We start from the raw sequence: 16,950 nt of genomic DNA, 5'->3' as shown, positions 1-16,950 counted from the left end.
TCAGGACGTTCTATCTATCGGATTCATTTCCGCTGGATGGCGTTCTTTTTTTTTGTTTTAAACCTTTAATGTATCGTTTCGACTTGCTTTTCTGTACTGTTCGATTACGATATCGTCTACATAATCGAGATATATTTCCGTCGAAGCGAGGTCAGCGTGTCCCATTATTTTTTGTAAGGAACGTATATCGCTGCCGTTTCTTAAATAATTAATCGCAAAGGTATGTCGTAAGCTATGAAGGCTCGGTCGACATTCCTTTTTTAAATCCGCCATTTCCCCGTACTTCGCAGCTCTTTTCCGCAAATGATCTTTCGCGATCTTCTCGCCGTACTGATTAACGAAAACATGCGTAAATGTACCAAAATACTCCGTCATTTCCGTTAGTAATTGGCGCAATTCTTCTGCGACTTGCTCAGTCATCGGTACCATTCTATTTTTACGGTTCTTGTTAACCGCGCCTGGTAGCATGATGACGAGGTTATCAAAGTCGATATCTTCCGGCTTAAGCCCTTCAAGCTCATTCGAACGAAGCCCGCATTTTAACGCAATGAGGAACGCTACATAATCGCGAAAGCCTGGGAACGTATCCTTATCGATCATTTTAAAGAATCGCCGTACTTGACTGTCCGTGAGCATCTTAATCGTCTTTTCATCGACCCGCAGCTTTGTTACTCTTTTCGCTGGATTCTCGTTTATAAGACCGCGCTTAGTCATTCGGCTAAGAATCGATTTGATGCCGCCTAAACGGATATTTATCGTTACTGGTGAAAGATCGCGTACGTTTAGCATCGTTGATATATAGGACCGCAGATGATCTTCCGTAATGTCCGTTATGTTATCCGTCGGCTGTATGCCGGCCACTTCCATAAATTCCGACCAATACTTCCGATAATCATTGATCGTTCTTTCGCGATAGTTCTCCGTTTCGAATAACTCGCAAACGATCCCTAACGCTTCGTGAACGGTCTTCGTCGCTCTGAAGCTCTTTACTATTCCGTCAGTCTCACGCCGATTCCTGACGCCTTGCCTGCGTTTTAAAACCGCCATAACAAAAAACCTCCCGGATTTATTTATCCGCGAGGTTACGTTTGCTGAATCGAACTATATCGTTTTAAGAGATACGAGCCAGCCGATTAAAGCCGGGCCCGTTCTTTACCGGTTCGCGTCCTTTCGGACACTTTTCGTACACTTAACGCCTTAACGGACCGTCGGAAAACGTTGATATGACGGGGTTAAAACGTATTGGACGCGCTCGGAGGGATTCGAACCCCCGACAGACGTGGTACCGGAAACCACCGCTCTATCCAACTGAGCTACGAGCGCATATAGACTGCGTTATGAGAACGTCAGCACAACTAATTATACGATAATTCAATTAAAATAACAACCCTCTATTTCGAGAGGCCGTTTTTTAAATAGACACAGCATCTTAATTGGAAATCTGACATACGATGGTTTGAACCCATGTATTTTTGGGGAAAATGGGAAAAAGAGACGACTTTGCATATCAGACCAGCTTTTTGTTTGACCTTTATTGACCAAAAATGTATCATGTAACTACATACTTACCTAAAAGGTGAAGGAGGAGCATTATGAATTTAATACCTACAGTCATTGAACAAACGAACCGCGGGGAAAGAGCGTATGACATTTATTCTCGTCTATTAAAGGATCGTATCATCATGCTTGGATCTGCGATTGATGACAACGTTGCGAACTCCATCGTGTCACAGCTTTTATTCTTAGCAGCAGAAGACCCTGAAAAAGAAATTTCTCTTTACATCAACAGCCCGGGCGGCTCTATTACAGCCGGTATGGCGATCTATGATACCATGCAGTTTATTAAGCCGAAGGTATCTACAATTTGTATCGGTATGGCTGCATCAATGGGCGCTTTCCTGCTTGCAGCCGGCGAAAAAGGCAAACGCTATGCGCTTCCAAACAGTGAAGTCATGATTCACCAGCCACTTGGCGGTGCGCAAGGTCAGGCGACAGAAATTGAAATTGCCGCGAAACGCATTCTCTTGCTTCGCGACAAACTAAACAAAGTCCTTGCTGAACGTACTGGCCAGCCGCTTGAAGTGATCGAACGCGACACAGACCGTGATAACTTCAAGTCTGCTGAAGAAGCGCTTGAATACGGCCTGATTGACAAAATTTTGACTCACACAGAAGACAAAAAGTAATAACACAACCTGCAAGAGCTGCGTCTCTTGCAGGTTTTTTTCATTTCAAGGATTTGACTCCCTTAAACACTTTTTATTCTATACTGCTCCCATTCCTCATGTAACAGCTCAAGCGTCAAATCATTCGTCTGCCTCACAACCAGATCAGCACCAAGCATCGGCTGTCCTTGACCTACACCAACCGCAAACATCCCCGCAGATTTGATTGCAGAAATGCCTGCTTCTGCGTCTTCTATTGCCGCGCAATCAGCAGGGGAAACATCGAGCAGCGCTGCAGCTGTTAAAAAGATGTCAGGATCAGGTTTCCCCTGCGCAAGAGCCGTCGGATCAACAATGGCATCAAAATCATCGATAATTGCCAAACGTCTTAAAATCTTAGGAGCATTGCGACTTGAAGATGCTAACCCGATTTTTATATTTTCGTTTTTCAATTGACATAGGAGCCTGCCAATCCCCGGTAAAAGATCTTCCGGCGTCAATTTGCTGATCAGCGTTTGATAATCATGATTTTTCCGATGCATAAGTTCTTGTTTCTCCGCATTTGTATACTTTGTTTCCGCACCGCCAGAGATCAATATGCTTTCAAGTGACTCTTCTCTGCTGATTCCTTTTAGCCTTTCATTCATGTCTCTGTCAAAGGGGATATTGATTTGTTCTGCGATGTGCTTCCAAGCGAGAAAATGATATTCAGCAGTATCTGTTATCACTCCGTCTAAATCAAAAATGACCGCTTTCATATACTAATGCCCATCACAGCTTCATAAGGTTTGAGGCTAATACTCTTTAAGTCAGCCCGCTCCTGCGGATAGTTTGAAATCAGCACTTTCCAACGCTCATGAATCAGTTCTGGAGGCGCTTCGAACAGAGCCTTTTCTTCCGATAAATTCACAACGACAAGAAGCTTTTCCCCTTGATATTCTCGAAGGTAAGAAAAGACCTGCGGATCATTCTCCTGCAACAGCTGATAATCGCCATATATCATAATCTTATATTGCTTTCGTAATTGAATGAGCTTCTGATAGTAAAAGAAAATCGAATCTTGATCTTCCAAAGACTCTTTCACATTGATATCTTGATAGCGGGAATTTACCGGTATCCACGGGTCTCCGGCTGTGAATCCCGCATGTTTTCCGGCATCCCACTGCATCGGTGTTCTCGCATGATCCCTTCCTTTTATCATCACGGCTTTGACAAACTCTTTTTCTGACATCGTTTTGTTTTCGACGACTAGTTCACGATATGCATTCTTTATTTCAAGATCATCATACATCTCCAGCGGCATATCGATGTTGACCATGCCGATTTCTTCTCCCTGGTAAATAAACGGCGTTCCTTTCATGCCGTGCAGAACCGTTGCAAATGCCTTCGCACATTCCTTACGGAGCTTCCCGTCATTGCCCCAGCGGGAAATAACCCTCGGCTGGTCATGGTTCTCAAAATACAGGGTATTCCAGCCGACATTCATTAACCCGGTCTGCCACCTTGTCATCGTCTTTTTTAAAGCAATCAAATCAAACGGCTTGATCTGCCATTTCCCATTTGGCGAGTTTTGTTCTGTATCAATATCCATATGTTCAAATGTAAAGATCATATTCAGCTCTTGCCTGCTTGCATCTGTGTACTTTTTCGCCTCTTCAATGTCAGAGCCGTTTGCCTCTCCGACTGTCATGCAGTCGTAATGAGAAAGCACTTCCCTGTTCATCTCTTGAATAAACTCATGAAGACGGGGGCCGTTAGAGTGATAACGGCCGACAATATAGCTGCGGCTGTGATCCGTTTCGTAGTCCGGAAAATCGGTGTATTTAGAAATAGAACCGATCACATCCATCCGCCAGCCGTCAACGCCTCTATCCATCCAGAATCTCATTACATTATAAACTTCCCGGCGAACGGCTTCGTTTTCCCAATTTAAATCAGGCTGTTTTTTCGAAAAGTAGTGCAAATAATACTGCCCTGTTCCTTCATCGTATGTCCACGCTGAGCCTGAAAAGATCGATCCCCAATTATTCGGCTCTGAGCCGTCCGGTTTAGGATCTTTCCAAAAATAATAATCCCGGTAAGGATTGTCCTTCGACTTGCGGCTTTCAGCAAACCAAGCATGCTCATCTGATGTGTGGTTCACGACCAAATCCATGACGATTTTCATTCCGCGTTTATGGACTTCATCAATCAGCTGAAACATATCTTCATTTGTCCCAAACTTTTCATACATGTTTTTGTAATCGCTGATATCATATCCGTTGTCATCCTGCGGGGAATCAAATACCGGGGAGAGCCAGATGACATCCGCCCCGAGATTTTTGATGTAATCCAGCTTTTGAATCACACCTTGCAAATCCCCGAATCCATCTCCATTGGCATCATAAAAACTGCGCGGGTAAATTTGATAAACGACAGCTTCTTTCCACCATTCACTCATTAGGCGTTCTCCTTTCACATCGTCCCTGTAGGACAACTGGTTCCTCATAAACGTTCATGTGCAGCGGCTCGCCTTTTACAAGCTCAAAAATAACGCGCTTTTCGTCAACCGTCACATTGATTAATCGGTTTCGATAATTGATGTTGAATGAATATTCGTCCCATTCTTTCGGCAAAAACGGAGCAAATGACAGCGTCTCATTCGCGGTGCGCATGCCTGCAAAGCCATGAACGATTGTCAGCCAGCTACCCGTCATTGAAGTAATATGCAAGCCTTCTTCCGTATCATGATTGTAATTATCAAGATCAAGCCTTGCTGTGCGCTTATATAATTCGAGCGCTTTCTTTTCCAGCTTGAGTTCGGCTGCGAGAATCGCATGGACAGAGGGCGATAGGCTTGATTCATGGACAGTCATCGGCTCATAAAATTCAAAATTTCGCCGTTTTTCTTCCATTGTAAAACGGTCATTAAAAAGATAAATGCCTTGGAGAACATCTGCCTGCTTAATAAAATTGGAGCGGAGAATCTTGTCCCATGACCAATTCTGGTAAAGAGGCCGTTCCGCTGGATCTAATTCGTCAACTGCTTGCAGGTCTTTATCCAAGAACGTGTCATGCTGAACGAAAATTTGCAGTTCTTCACTATACGGATAGTACATGTGCTGGATGATTTCTCTCCAGACTTTCAATTCTTCTTCCTGTACATCCAGAAGGCGGCGTTTCTCCGCTGAGATACTTTCGAGACTTTGTAGAGTATACTCCAACGTCCAAGCCGCAATGACATTCGTATACCAATTGTTGTTAACGTTGTTTTCGTATTCATTCGGCCCTGTGACGCCATGGATCATATACTTATTTTTTCGTTTCGAGAAGTGAACACGGTCGGCCCAAAATCTGCTGACTGCCACAAGTACGTCTATCCCGTATTCTTCCATATAGTTACGGTCGCCTGTATAATTGATATAATTGTAGATCGCATAACAGATCGCGCCATTGCGGTGAATTTCTTCAAAGGTGATTTCCCATTCGTTGTGGCATTCATCACCGGTGAACGTCACCATCGGATAAAGTGCCCCCTTCATCCCCAATTTTGCCGCGTTTCGTTCGGCAGCCTCCAACTGATGATAGCGATACAAAAGCAGGTTTTTCGTCACCTCCGGCTCGGCTGTCGCCAAATACATCGGAACGGCGTACGCCTCAGTATCCCAATATGCGGCACCTCCATATTTCTCGCCAGTAAATCCTTTCGGCCCGATATTCAAACGGGCATCGCCCCCGTAATATGTCGAGAATAACTGAAAGATATTGTAGCGGATTCCTTGTTGAAGCTCCTCATCTCCTTTAATCTCAATGTCCGCTTTTGCCCATCTTTCCTTCCATCGATCAGTGTGCCTCCGTTTTGCATCTTCATAGCCGTTCTCTACCACATCCGCCAAAAGCTCCTTGGCTTTCGATAAAAGCTCTTCCTCCCGAAAATCACGGGAAGTCGTGACAATCACAAACTTTTTCAATGATGCCTTCGTTTGATAACTGTAGCGATTCTCGACATACATTTCAGTCGTTTTAAAGCTTTCATGGACAAAACCCTCCGTCTCGTTTGCCATTGCGGCTAATACCGTGAAGCGCGGTGTTCCAAATGGATTTTCGATCGTTTTTGCCGCTAAATGGCCGCTGTGAGAATCAGCACCTTTCGCTTCCTCCTGCCAAAACTGTTCTTGGTAGTTAGAATCTTCATTTGCCACGTTTCCATCCAGGTAAGGAACAAGCGTAATGACAGCATTTCCCGTCAAGCACTCCGCTTCATAATGAATCGCACAGAGTTCTTTTACAGCAAGGCTAAGAAACCGCTCTGACCTGATTCTGACGGATTTACCCTGAATGCGGACAACAGCGCTTCGCCGCAGAATCCCCTCTTTCATATTGAGTTCTACCTCAAATGATTTGATTGGGTTTTGATGGAGATCGATTTTTTCACCGTCAACATATAAGCCTATGCCCATAAAGTTCATTGCATTGATCACTTTTCCGAAATATTCCGGATACCCGTTTTTCCACCAGCCGACTCGCGTTTTGTCGGGGAACCACACGCCTGCAATATATGTGCCTTGGTGACTGTCGCCTGAATAGCCTTCTTCAAAATTCCCTCTGACCCCCATATAGCCATTGGCAAGAGACGTCAGGCTTTCCAGCAGCCGTGTACGCTCCTTATTAAATGTATTTGTTTTGATTTTCCATTCATCAATCTCAAATAACCGCTGATTTATCATCATTTCCTCCCGAATGTAAGTTTCCATTATCACGGCGGGTTTTGGTCAAATATCTAAATGCAAAAGAGATCATCAAAGTAACGCCACACGAATGGATCATCAATACAGTAATCAAATCAAAATGAACCATGCCGATAGCAGCTGCCGCAAATGCCGGCAGTGCCGAGGCGCAAATCGCCGTAGATACTGCTTCCTTGAATGATGCAATAGAGACCATGTTTGATATTTTTGTGATCCAGAGGCCACCTGCAAGAACAAACGTTAACAAAAGCTGGATCATAGAAACCACCGTATATGCCAGCATCATGATCATCGGCTTATACTGTGCCAACCACAATGTATCGATCAAGACCTCTACATCATGGACGTTTGGTTTCTCGAGCTTAACGTCCATTTTCGCATAGCCAACAGAAAACCCCGTTTCGTTTTGATCGGTGATCACCAGTTGATCAGGTTGAAATATGACGGCGTTTTCAAATCCAGTTACTTTCAATCGCCCATTTTCACCGCTTGTCTCATATTCATGCTTCATATCGACTGCCATCACATTCTGCCCATCTTCAATCCTCTCAGAGCTCTTCCCGCCTGTTAGTTTTCCGTTCCTGATTTGAAAACCCTGTAATTGATCAGCAAATTGATCATTAACCCCTTGAATCGCTGACGGCATAAAAGATGCAACGCTGAAGCGATCCATTTTCACAAACGAAACCGCTAACGGCGCCATTAAGCAGGCCGTTAAAAACATAAAGAGAAAAGAGAGCTGCAGCCAGCTGAAGGTATTCCCATAGCTGCAAACACCTGATGGAGATGCAGCCGCTTTCAGGCAGCGGATGATAAAGCTTTTATTCTCCAGATTCTTCATTGAATTACCCCTTTGTTCCGCCGGCTGTCAAACCGGACACAAAGTTCTTTTGGAGAAAAAAGAATAGAACGCATATCGGCAGTGCGGCAAGGATGGCACCAGCCGCAAATAGAGCTACTTTTTGCTGCTGCGGATTAGAAATAAAGGATTGTAATCCTACAGCGATGGTCAGCCTTTCCGGTGAGCGAAGCAGAAATTTCGCCAGCAAATAATCGCCAAACGGTGCCATAAATGCCCAAAGCGCTTGCACCGCGAGCATTGGCTTAACAAGCGGCAGAACAATTGAAGCGAAAATCCTCAGATGTCCCGCTCCGTCAATTCGCGCGGCTTCATCAATTTCTCTCGGCACAGTATCAAAATAACCTTTCATCAGCCACGTGTTCATCGGAATTCCGCCGCCGATATAGATCGCTGTTAAAAACCAGTATTGATCGAGTGCGCCTATTAGCATCGCCAAGACATAAAAAGCAGTCAGCGCCGCCATTGTTGGCACCATTTGAATGATTAAAAAGAATATCAGGCTCTTTTTTCTGCCTGCAAACCGATAGCGGCTGTACGAGTACCCGGCAAGTGTCACGATTGTAACCTGCAAAACCATGACCGATAGCGCGATGACAAGTGTATTGCTGTACCAATGAAGATAAAGCGTTTCGTCAAATAGCCGCTTAAAATGATCCAATGTCCAAGGACCCGAAAAATCGAGCTGAAAAGCCGCCGAATTCCCCACACGGAAGGCTGATGATGCCGTAATCAGCAACGGATATATAATGACAATACTTAAAAGCGTCAAAAATAAATACGTACAGATTTTATTAAGCATTCTGGCAGTGCTCGCGTTCACCTACATAACCTCCTCATTGCCAAAAGCATTCGATTTTTTGAAAGCAATCAGTGAAATTCCAATGACAATGAAAGAAATTAACAGTGTCACAGCCGCCGCAACGGAATATTGGGGTGATGTGCCTGTTGTCAGTTTATAAATCCACGAAATTAAGATATCGGTCGATCCGGCCCCGGCTCCCGCACTGCCTGGCCCTCCCTCATTAAATAAATAGATGATCGAGAAATTATTGAAATTAAACGTATACTGAGTAATCATCACGGGTGCTGTGGCAAATAAAATCATCGGGAATGTAATATGCCGAAAACGCTGAATAAAAGTGGCCCCGTCAATCTTTGCCGCTTCATACAATTCACCTGGAATCGCCTGAAGCACTCCCGTTACCATGACATATATATATGGAAAGCCGAGCCACGTCTGAATCATAATGAGGGCTGTCTTTGTCCAGAAAGGATCAGTCTTCCACGCGATCGCAGGCAGCTCGACAAACGGCAGGTGATTGAATAATGGTATCACCTGTGCATTCACCGCTCCTATGCTGTCGTTAAACATGTTGGAAAAACTCATGATTGTAATAAAAGCCGGAACAGCCCATGGAAATAAGAAAATCATTCGAAATATCCGCTTGCCTTTTATAAAATCCTGATTGACGAAAAGTGCCGTCACAATCCCTAAAATGATTTGCAGCGTTGTCGCGCAGATTGTCCAGATAACCGTCCAGCCCAGTACATTCACAAATGTTTCACGATAGGAGCCAAGGAAAAAAATATTTAAGAAATTTTTAAACCCGACCCAGTCAATCAGACGATTAGGCGGAATATGATAAAAATCATAGTTTGTTAATGCAACAAACAGAGTCACCAAAACCGGAAAGATAATCACAAAAAACACCATCATGATATATGCCGGCAGTGTAAATAGATATGGAAACCCTTTATCGCCCGCATGACAGATCATATCCTTGGCTGTTGTATTGACCTCCAAACCCGCCGCTTTCATAGCGGCTGTCTTACGCGAATCATGAATATTAAAGATATAGAACATGAGGAAAATCACCGTCACGATCAATTGCAGCGTGCCTTCAATCAGCATAAACAGCGAGTGATCTTCACCGGGAACACTTCCCAATGTCATCAATCCGCTTAGCGCCTGTATACCGAAAACGCATAATTCAAAAGCAAACAAGCCTGTGATGGCTAGAAATAAGAGCCCCTTTGACAATTGCTGATTCGCAATCTGCCCAAGTCCTGGAATGATCGATAAAAGCCCTGCCTTTCGTTTTTGCTTTGCAAGTGTGTGATGTTTATTCATTTTTTCCGCCCTCTATTCTTCCGGACGCTATCCCGCCGTTTTATTTCACATACTTTTCTTTAATATTTTCCTTTATGACGTTTACAGCATCATTCGCTGATGTTTGTGTCGATTTTTTTCCTGAAGCTGCATCAAAAATTAAACTTTCCGCTCCTGTCCATACTTCAGCCATTTCCGGAATATTTGGAGTCGGCGTTGCTGTTTCATATTGTTTAATCACAGCTGACGTCAGTTCATTCTTTTGCTCATCGGCTTTCTTCCTTGCAGCAGTGTTAGCTGGAACTTCGTTTGTATCCTCATAAAAAGCGTAAGCATTGGCATCATTTGCGGCATACTCAAGCCATTTTTCAGCCAGCTCGGGCTCTTTTGTATATTTTGAAGCTACCCAGCCCTTCCCGCCGGCAAAAGGAGCGTATTCTTCTCCATTTGGCAATGTCGGAATGGGAGCCGCTCCGTAGTTCAATTTAGCCTCTTTATAGTTGGCAGCTGACCAAGGACCGCCAATGATCGCAGCCGCTTTGCCTTCTAAAAACATCTGCTGAATAAAGTCGTCTGCGTTTGAATTGTCTTGCATCCCTTTCGGCCAATAGGTTTTAAACCATTTCTCCGCATATTTCACCGCTTCTACAGCCCCTTTGTTGTTCAGGCCGATGTCCCCGGAATCTGTGCCGTTTTTTCCAAATACATATCCGCCGTATCCAGCCAATAAGCCGTACGACATATAAAAGTCAGTCCATTTTGCTAAAAATCCGGTTGATTTTCCTTTTTCCGAAGCAAACGCGAATCGAGGATCCTCTGTTAATTTTTCAAGGTCTTTAAATGTTTTTGGCGCTGTCTTTAAGAGATCTTTGTTGTAATACAAAATAAGTGTCTCAATGACTAGCGGCATTCCGTACACTTTGCCGTCAACTGTCACCTGCTGCATTTCTTTATCACCAAAGCTTTTTGTATGAGATGGCTTAATGTCAAGCAAATGTCCTTGCTGTCCCAAACCGCCGATCCGGTCATATGCAGCAAGCATAACATCAGGCGCATTACCCGCCGGGCCATCAAGAGGAAGCGCTTCTAACTGTTCGAACATTTGCTTTTCAACAATTTTTACTGTGACATCATTCTCTTTTTCGAACTTTGTTTTTATGCTTTCAATGTATTCTTTATACGTTTCTTCGATAGACACAGTCAGCACCTTTTTGCCATCAGCGCTTGCTGGATTTTTTGAACTTTGGCAGGCGGCAAGGCCGATTGCCAGGAATGATGCCGCCAATATGGCGAATCCCTTTTTTAAAAGAACCATCTCTTTTCCCCCTTCTATTTACGAAACTATAACAATTGTATTGTCCTATAGAAAGCGGTTACAACAACTTTCGATTTGTTACCGATAACAGAATGTTATACAGGGGCGGCAGCACTCAAAATCAAAAATTCTCCCGGCTGAACAGCAATGACATCGTGATGATGAAGCGGCTGCTCTGTCCATGCATCACAGATTTTCTTATTCCTATCAATATTCAACTCTCGTAAACTGACGTGTTGAACCGCATTCCCTTGATTAAAGAAATAAATCAGTATTTTTTCATCAAGAGTCCGCGAAAAGCTAATAAAATCATTTTTGTCGTCCAGCAGATTCCACTCAAGATGTCCTTCAGTCAATAAAGTGTTTTCCTGCTTGCGTAAAGCAATTAACCGTTTCATAAATCGCAGCATGTCTTGGTTTTGCTTCTCCTTTTCCCAAACCATACATTTCCGGCATAATGGATCATTTTCGCCGTCCAGCCCGATTTCCGTCCCGTAATAGATGCATGGTGAGCCTGTCTGGGCAAACATAAAGGCCAGCAACGCGCGTGCTTTCTTCTCATCATTGCGGCATCTGGTCAAAAGGCGCTTTGTATGGCTATCCAGTAAATTAAACATCACCTCATTGGCCTGCTTCATTCCATTCATCAAATGTGCATTGACACGGTGAGCCATACGTGAGGCTGGAATCGTCCGGTCAGCAAAATATTCAATCATAGGCTCTGTAAAAGGGTAATTCATCGCCGCATGAAATTCATCCCCTCTAAGCCAGGGTTCGGCAGAATGCCAGATCTCACCTAAAATATAAACATCAGGATTTTCTGCTGATACAGCCTGCCTAAATGTCTTCCAAAACACGTGATCCACTTCATTTGCGACATCCAAACGCCAGCCGTCAATGTCAAATTCGCGAATCCAGTACAAAGCAATATCAAGCAAATATTTCTGCACTTCGGGATTAGCCGTGTTTAGCTTCGGCATATCAGCTGTAAAAGCAAATCTGTCATAATTGTCGTCTGTGACGGGAAAAGAGTGAATATGGAACCAGTCCTTATAGCGGGATAGATCTCCGTTTTTGACGACATCCTGCCATTGCGGAGACGCGCTTCCTATATGGTTAAAAACCGCATCAAGCATAATTCTCATCCCCCGCTGATGCAGCTGGCTGACAAATGTACGAAAAATCTCTGGATCCCCGAAATGCGGATCAATAGAAAAGTAATCCAGCGTGTCGTATTTATGATTAGAAGGCGCGGAAAAGATCGGCGTCAGATAAATGCCGTTCACCCCTAAATCCTCTAAATAATCAAGCTTGTCAACAATCCCTTGCAAATCTCCTCCAAAAAAATCATTGACGCCCGGGTCCTTGCTCCCCCACGGCAATGCATTCTTCGGTGACAAGTCTTCTCTTCCATTTGCAAAACGCTCCGGAAAAATTTGATACCAAACCGTTGACTTGACCCATTCAGGCGCTTGAAATGTATCAGCCTCGTGAACAAACGGAAATTTAAAGTAATAATGAATCGTTTCCAGTGTTTTTTCGTTATAAGGGCATACACCCGAACTTCCGAAAAAGATATCTTCATGATCGTCTGTTACAACAAACGCATATTGTAAACGTCTAAATGGCGGCACCACTTCAGCAAACCAATAGTCATGCATTTCTGTTGCAGCAATTTTTCTCATCGGCTGCTCGTTTGCGGACCATTTGCCGTCGTTGTACTCATAGGGATCACCCCAAATGAATCGAATGTGATCTGCATCACCTTTTTTCGTCCGAATCTTGATATGCACAGTCCGCCCATCATAAGAATAAGCATCTGTGCTGAATGGCTGGTGGTGAATCGCTGCATATTCCATCATGTTTCCCCCTTTGATTTCCGTTTTATTGAAGCCGGCTCATAGTTTGAAAGTATCATGATGAAATTGCGGGAACAATTCTTTTCACCCTGTTACCGATAACAGAATAAGGCGCTTACAGCGTTGATTCTCGAACAATTAACTCTGGTTCAAAAAATAGGCTTCCTTGTGCAGCACCGTCTTCATTCATTTTTTTCAGTAACATTTTCGCACAGGCTTCCCCCATTTCAACAACAGGCTGTCTGACCGTAGTCAAGCGCGGCGAGGAGATGCGGTCAAGAAACACACCGTCATTCCCGGTAACCGCAACGTCTTCTGGAATTCGCTTTCCAAGGGATTGCGCCGCACGAATGACGCCGAGCGCGATTCGATCAGATGCGCAGACAAATGCGGCCTGATTGTCCATGGATTTCAGCAGTTCTCTTGCAAGGCATTCACTTTTCTTAGAACTGTTGTCGATCCGAAACACATTCGATTTTTTAAAGCTTTTATTCATCGCCCGTATATACCCCTGTTCTCTTGCACGTTCGAAAGGCTCATCTAAATCAATGCCAAAAAAGACAACTTCCCGCTCCCCCAGCCCCATAACATGGCGGGTTGCCATAAAAGTGCCTTTCTCGTTATTCACATCGATAAAGTCATAGCCCATTTCATTTTGCCCAAATACGACGAGCGGCTTCTCAAACGCTTTTATTACACCTTCAAAATCGTTCTTTCTCAAGCCGGTGGCAATAATGCCGTCACATTGGCCAATATTAAGAGAATTTCTTGTCACAAGCTGGAGAGCATAGTGATTGCGATCCAGCTCCCTGCTGATTCCTGTCAGCAGGTTCATGTAATATGGTTCTGTCGTATCCATTTCCTCAAGTATCAATAGTTTCACAACCTGTGTTCTGTTTTGCACGAGCGCTCTCGCCGCATAATTAGGGATGTAATTCAGCTCTTTCATCGCAGAATGAACAAGCTTTTTCAATTCATCTGTCACCGTCTCGGGGTGATTGATCACTCGTGATACCGTCATTTTCGAAACATTTGCTTTTTTTGCCACATCTGACAATGTTGCCATTTTCATCCCCTCCTTATCTGTGCTTATTATCCAAACTAGTGATAAAGTCCTCTATTACTGTTAAATATACGATGCAGGCAAAAGAGAAATAAAAAAGAGATTTCCCTTAAGGAAACCTCATTTTGTTAAAAACACTCGATTTTTCATGGATTCATACGCTAGATGGCAGACTCATTCTCTCCACTTCCATGAGAAAGTCTCTTTTTTAAATTTCTGTCCACTTTTTTTCTAAAATCGGATAAGAATAATTTTGCATTTGCTCAATTAACTCATCCGGCCGTGACGAGCTGTGAATCAGTTTTAGGTGCGATTCGTTAGAAAACCCTTCTTGAATGCTGTATTTCACCATTTTCATCATTGGTTCAAAATATCCGTTTACATTGTACAGTCCGATTGGCTTTTGGTGGATGCCGATCTGTGCCCAGCACAGCACTTCAAATAATTCTTCATATGTACCGAAGCCGCCCGGCATCGAGATAAAGCCGTCCGCCAGCTCGCTCATTTTAGCCTTTCGTTCATGCATCCCGTTTACTTCAATCAGCTCAGTCAGGTTTTGATGGACAACCTCCCCGCTGAACAAACCGCTCGGCATGACCCCGATTGCAGTTCCGCCGTTTTCCATAATCGCGTCGGCAATCGTGCCCATCAAGCCGACGCGGGAGCCCCCATAGACAAGGCCGATTCCCTGCTCAGCCATATACACGCCAAGCTCTGCCGCTTTTCTTTTATACGCTTCATTTCCCCCAGGGTTTGATCCCGCAAATACACAAATGGTTTTCAACTTGTCATCTCCGCATCTATATATCGTGTTAAACATTCAAAAACACACTATATATTGTCCCATCTCCATGTGATAATATCAATATGAAATACATAAAGAATGCAGGAGTGATGAGGTTGGAGCTGGCTGATGCAGAAAAATGGATGAAAGAGTTTTACGAAAAAAAGAGGCTGGACAGAATACGGACCTTTTATTCGCGTCGGCTTTTTAATGGAGGAAGCCGGAGAATTGGCCCGGGCTGTCAGGGCGTATGAAATCGGCAGAGACCGGCCGGATGAGAAAGAATCGTCACGCGCTGAGCAAAAACAAGAATTGATTGAAGAAATGGGAGATGTCATCGGAAATATCGCCATTCTTGCTGATATGTATGGTGTCTCTTTAGAAGACGTCATGAAGGCCCACCAAGAAAAACTGACAAAACGATTTGAGCATGCATAAAAAAGCGGCCGCGATGGCCGCTTTTTTTAACCTGTGATTTCATCATGGTGATCAAAGAAATGCTGCTTTCCTATTTTGTGAAAAAGGCCTGTTTTATGCAGCAGCTCCTTTGGCTGCGATTGCAATCCTACAATCATCAGCTTTCCATTGTGGCGCTTAATTCGATTCATAATGTTCCCAAGCACCGCTTCAGCTGACGTATCCATATAGTGCACCTTATTCATGAGCAGAATAAGGGTTTTCGGTTTTTTCTGTACATGCTCCAGCAATGACGATTCAAGGGAATCAATTGATCCGAAAAACAGCGGCCCTTCTATGGCATACATGCTGACAGATGGATCTTCTCTCTTCGCCAGAACAGGATGCGTTTCCTGATTGTGGATGCGGGTCGCTTCGCTCATTCTTCTGATAAAGAACACGAATGCAAGCAGCAATCCGGTTGCCACACCGATGATTAAGTCAAACAGAACCGTAAGGGCGAAGGTCGCCGCCAAAATAAAGGAATCAGCATTTTTCAGTCTCAGCATGTTTGCGACTTCCTTGCGCTCACTCATATTCCATGCGACCACCATGAGAATCGGTGCCATACTGGCGAGCGGCACATGGGACGCATAAGGCGCAAATACAAGCAGGACAAGGAGAACGACTACGCCGTGAACGACGCCGGAAACTGGGGAAACCGCTCCGTTTTTTATATTGGTCGCCGTTCTCGCAATCGCTCCTGTAGCCGGGATTCCGCCAAACAGGGGCGCTGCCATATTCGCAATCCCCTGGCCGACAAGCTCCTTGTTGCTGTCATGCTTTGAGCCCTTCATGTTATCAGCGACCATTGCGGACAAAATCGACTCAAGTCCTCCAAGAAGCGCGATGACAAGCGCAGCCGGAAACAGCATAACCATTTTATCCAAAGTAAGCTCAGGAAACTGAAATTCCGGCAAATGGCGGGGGATTTCTCCATAAGTTGACCCGATCGTTGCCATGCGGTCAGGGAAAAAGACAACCGCGACCACTGTGGAAATAAGAAGCGCCAACAAAGCGCCCGGCACTTTAGGCATCACCTTGGCGGATACAAGCAAAATGACGAGCCCGATCACAGCTGTCAAAATGGCATATACGTTAAAGGTGCCGAGCTGCTGCACAATTTCAAACATGTTGTGATGAAAGTTCTCATGTTTTTCAACATTTCTCAATCCGAGAAAATTAGCGATTTGTTCCGTAAAGATCAGCACGGCAATTCCGGCTGTAAAACCGACGATAACGGGTTTGGGCACGAATTTCATTATTTTTCCGAGCTTAAACAGCCCAAACAGCACCAGCATCACTCCTGCCATAAACCCCGCAATCAGCAGATTTTCCAAGCCGTATTGCATGACAATGCCGAATAAAATCGGGACAAAGGCGCCCGTCGGACCGCCAATCTGATATTTTGATCCTCCAAACAAAGAAATACAAATCCCTGCTATAACAACAGTGTACAGCCCATATTCAGGCTCGACTCCCGAGGCAATGGCAAACGCCATTCCTAAAGGAATTGCCACGACACCTACTACGATACCTGCAATCAAGTCTTTCTGAAATTTCTGCAAATTGTATCCCTTGAATCTCCCTGAGAATCGCATATTTTATT

At 44.3% G+C, this 16,950-nt stretch carries 13 protein-coding genes, 1 tRNA gene and 1 pseudogene; 2 read left to right on the top strand and 13 right to left on the bottom strand.

What is annotated here, in order from left to right; genetic code table 11:
* Positions 1-57: 57 nt before the first annotated feature.
* Both PUN35_RS18450 and PUN35_RS18445 read right to left on the bottom strand, forming a co-directional pair.
* Positions 58-1,047: a tyrosine-type recombinase/integrase gene (locus tag PUN35_RS18450; protein ID WP_014480981.1), complete on the bottom strand. Its 990-nt coding sequence runs from the start codon at positions 1,045-1,047 to the stop codon at positions 58-60.
* Positions 1,048-1,247: 200 nt separating this feature from the next.
* A tRNA-Arg gene (locus PUN35_RS18445) sits at positions 1,248-1,323 on the bottom strand.
* Between the two features lie 269 nt (positions 1,324-1,592).
* On the opposite strand from PUN35_RS18445, the gene clpP reads away from it, so the two are divergent.
* Positions 1,593-2,186: an ATP-dependent Clp endopeptidase proteolytic subunit ClpP gene (clpP, locus tag PUN35_RS18440; protein ID WP_003228214.1), complete on the top strand. Its 594-nt coding sequence runs from the start codon at positions 1,593-1,595 to the stop codon at positions 2,184-2,186.
* A 62-nt stretch (positions 2,187-2,248) separates the two neighbouring features.
* On the opposite strand, the gene pgmB is transcribed toward clpP, so the two are convergent.
* The 10 genes from pgmB to PUN35_RS18390 all read right to left on the bottom strand — a co-directional run bounded on the left by pgmB (position 2,249) and on the right by PUN35_RS18390 (position 14,885).
* On the bottom strand, positions 2,249-2,923 hold the full coding sequence (gene pgmB / locus PUN35_RS18435; protein WP_014480982.1) for a beta-phosphoglucomutase: 675 nt from the start codon (positions 2,921-2,923) through the stop codon (positions 2,249-2,251).
* A complete protein-coding gene (gene malL / locus PUN35_RS18430) occupies positions 2,920-4,605 on the bottom strand; it encodes an oligo-1,6-glucosidase (protein WP_033881298.1) in 1,686 nt (561 codons plus the stop codon). Before malL ends, pgmB begins: the two co-directional genes overlap by 4 nt.
* The gene (gene mdxK, locus PUN35_RS18425; protein WP_014480985.1) at positions 4,598-6,871 is read right to left on the bottom strand and encodes a maltose phosphorylase; all 2,274 of its coding nucleotides are present in this window, start codon (positions 6,869-6,871) and stop codon (positions 4,598-4,600) included. The genes malL and mdxK overlap by 8 nt, the downstream gene beginning before the upstream one ends.
* Complete coding sequence (locus PUN35_RS18420; RefSeq protein ID WP_014480986.1) at positions 6,849-7,733, bottom strand: DUF1189 domain-containing protein; 885 nt, start codon at positions 7,731-7,733, stop codon at positions 6,849-6,851. Before PUN35_RS18420 ends, mdxK begins: the two co-directional genes overlap by 23 nt.
* A gap of 4 nt (positions 7,734-7,737) precedes the next feature.
* Positions 7,738-8,574 carry a maltodextrin ABC transporter permease MdxG gene (gene mdxG, locus PUN35_RS18415; RefSeq protein WP_014480987.1) on the bottom strand — a complete coding sequence of 279 codons (837 nt, stop codon included), beginning with the start codon at positions 8,572-8,574 and terminating at the stop codon, positions 7,738-7,740.
* Positions 8,575-9,885, bottom strand: coding sequence for a maltodextrin ABC transporter permease MdxF (mdxF, locus tag PUN35_RS18410; RefSeq protein ID WP_014480988.1), 1,311 nt, complete (start codon positions 9,883-9,885; stop codon positions 8,575-8,577).
* A gap of 40 nt (positions 9,886-9,925) precedes the next feature.
* Positions 9,926-11,179 (bottom strand): maltodextrin ABC transporter substrate-binding protein MdxE, encoded by a 1,254-nt coding sequence (gene mdxE / locus PUN35_RS18405; protein ID WP_014480989.1) that lies wholly within the window; start codon positions 11,177-11,179, stop codon positions 9,926-9,928.
* 95 nt (positions 11,180-11,274) lie between these two features.
* Positions 11,275-13,041, bottom strand: a complete 1,767-nt coding sequence (mdxD, locus tag PUN35_RS18400; protein ID WP_033881301.1) for a maltogenic alpha-amylase — start codon at positions 13,039-13,041, stop codon at positions 11,275-11,277.
* Positions 13,042-13,153: 112 nt separating this feature from the next.
* Complete coding sequence (locus PUN35_RS18395; RefSeq protein ID WP_014480991.1) at positions 13,154-14,104, bottom strand: LacI family DNA-binding transcriptional regulator; 951 nt, start codon at positions 14,102-14,104, stop codon at positions 13,154-13,156.
* A gap of 205 nt (positions 14,105-14,309) precedes the next feature.
* Entirely contained in the window at positions 14,310-14,885 is a 576-nt protein-coding gene (locus PUN35_RS18390; protein ID WP_003228180.1) for an LOG family protein, read from the bottom strand.
* A gap of 116 nt (positions 14,886-15,001) precedes the next feature.
* On the opposite strand from PUN35_RS18390, the pseudogene PUN35_RS18385 reads away from it, so the two are divergent.
* Positions 15,002-15,323: pseudogene (locus PUN35_RS18385) on the top strand (MazG nucleotide pyrophosphohydrolase domain-containing protein).
* Between the two features lie 26 nt (positions 15,324-15,349).
* On the opposite strand, the gene PUN35_RS18380 reads toward PUN35_RS18385, so the two are convergent.
* On the bottom strand, positions 15,350-16,942 hold the full coding sequence (locus PUN35_RS18380; RefSeq protein ID WP_014480994.1) for a SulP family inorganic anion transporter: 1,593 nt from the start codon (positions 16,940-16,942) through the stop codon (positions 15,350-15,352).
* Between the last annotated feature and the right edge of the window lie 8 nt (positions 16,943-16,950).

The sequence above is a fragment of the Bacillus sp. N3378-2at genome (genome assembly GCF_033412715.1).
GTDB classification, from domain to species: domain Bacteria; phylum Bacillota; class Bacilli; order Bacillales; family Bacillaceae; genus Bacillus; species Bacillus subtilis.
Note: the sequence above shows the minus strand (reverse complement) of the source record. Positions and strands in the feature narration are given on the sequence as shown.

Excerpts from the sequence above, each read along its gene's own strand:
- PUN35_RS18395 (WP_014480991.1), bottom strand. The coding sequence starts at position 14,104 with ATGGCAACATTGTCAGATGTGGCAAAAAAAGCAAATGTTTCGAAAATG.
- mdxE (WP_014480989.1), bottom strand. The coding sequence starts at position 11,179 with ATGGTTCTTTTAAAAAAGGGATTCGCCATATTGGCGGCATCATTCCTG.
- PUN35_RS18420 (WP_014480986.1), bottom strand. The coding sequence starts at position 7,733 with ATGAAGAATCTGGAGAATAAAAGCTTTATCATCCGCTGCCTGAAAGCG.
- pgmB (WP_014480982.1), bottom strand. The coding sequence starts at position 2,923 with ATGAAAGCGGTCATTTTTGATTTAGACGGAGTGATAACAGATACTGCT.
- PUN35_RS18450 (WP_014480981.1), bottom strand. The coding sequence starts at position 1,047 with ATGGCGGTTTTAAAACGCAGGCAAGGCGTCAGGAATCGGCGTGAGACT.
- PUN35_RS18380 (WP_014480994.1), bottom strand. The coding sequence starts at position 16,942 with ATGCGATTCTCAGGGAGATTCAAGGGATACAATTTGCAGAAATTTCAG.
- malL (WP_033881298.1), bottom strand. The coding sequence starts at position 4,605 with ATGAGTGAATGGTGGAAAGAAGCTGTCGTTTATCAAATTTACCCGCGC.
- mdxK (WP_014480985.1), bottom strand. The coding sequence starts at position 6,871 with ATGATAAATCAGCGGTTATTTGAGATTGATGAATGGAAAATCAAAACA.
- clpP (WP_003228214.1), top strand. The coding sequence starts at position 1,593 with ATGAATTTAATACCTACAGTCATTGAACAAACGAACCGCGGGGAAAGA.
- mdxF (WP_014480988.1), bottom strand. The coding sequence starts at position 9,885 with ATGAATAAACATCACACACTTGCAAAGCAAAAACGAAAGGCAGGGCTT.
- mdxD (WP_033881301.1), bottom strand. The coding sequence starts at position 13,041 with ATGATGGAATATGCAGCGATTCACCACCAGCCATTCAGCACAGATGCT.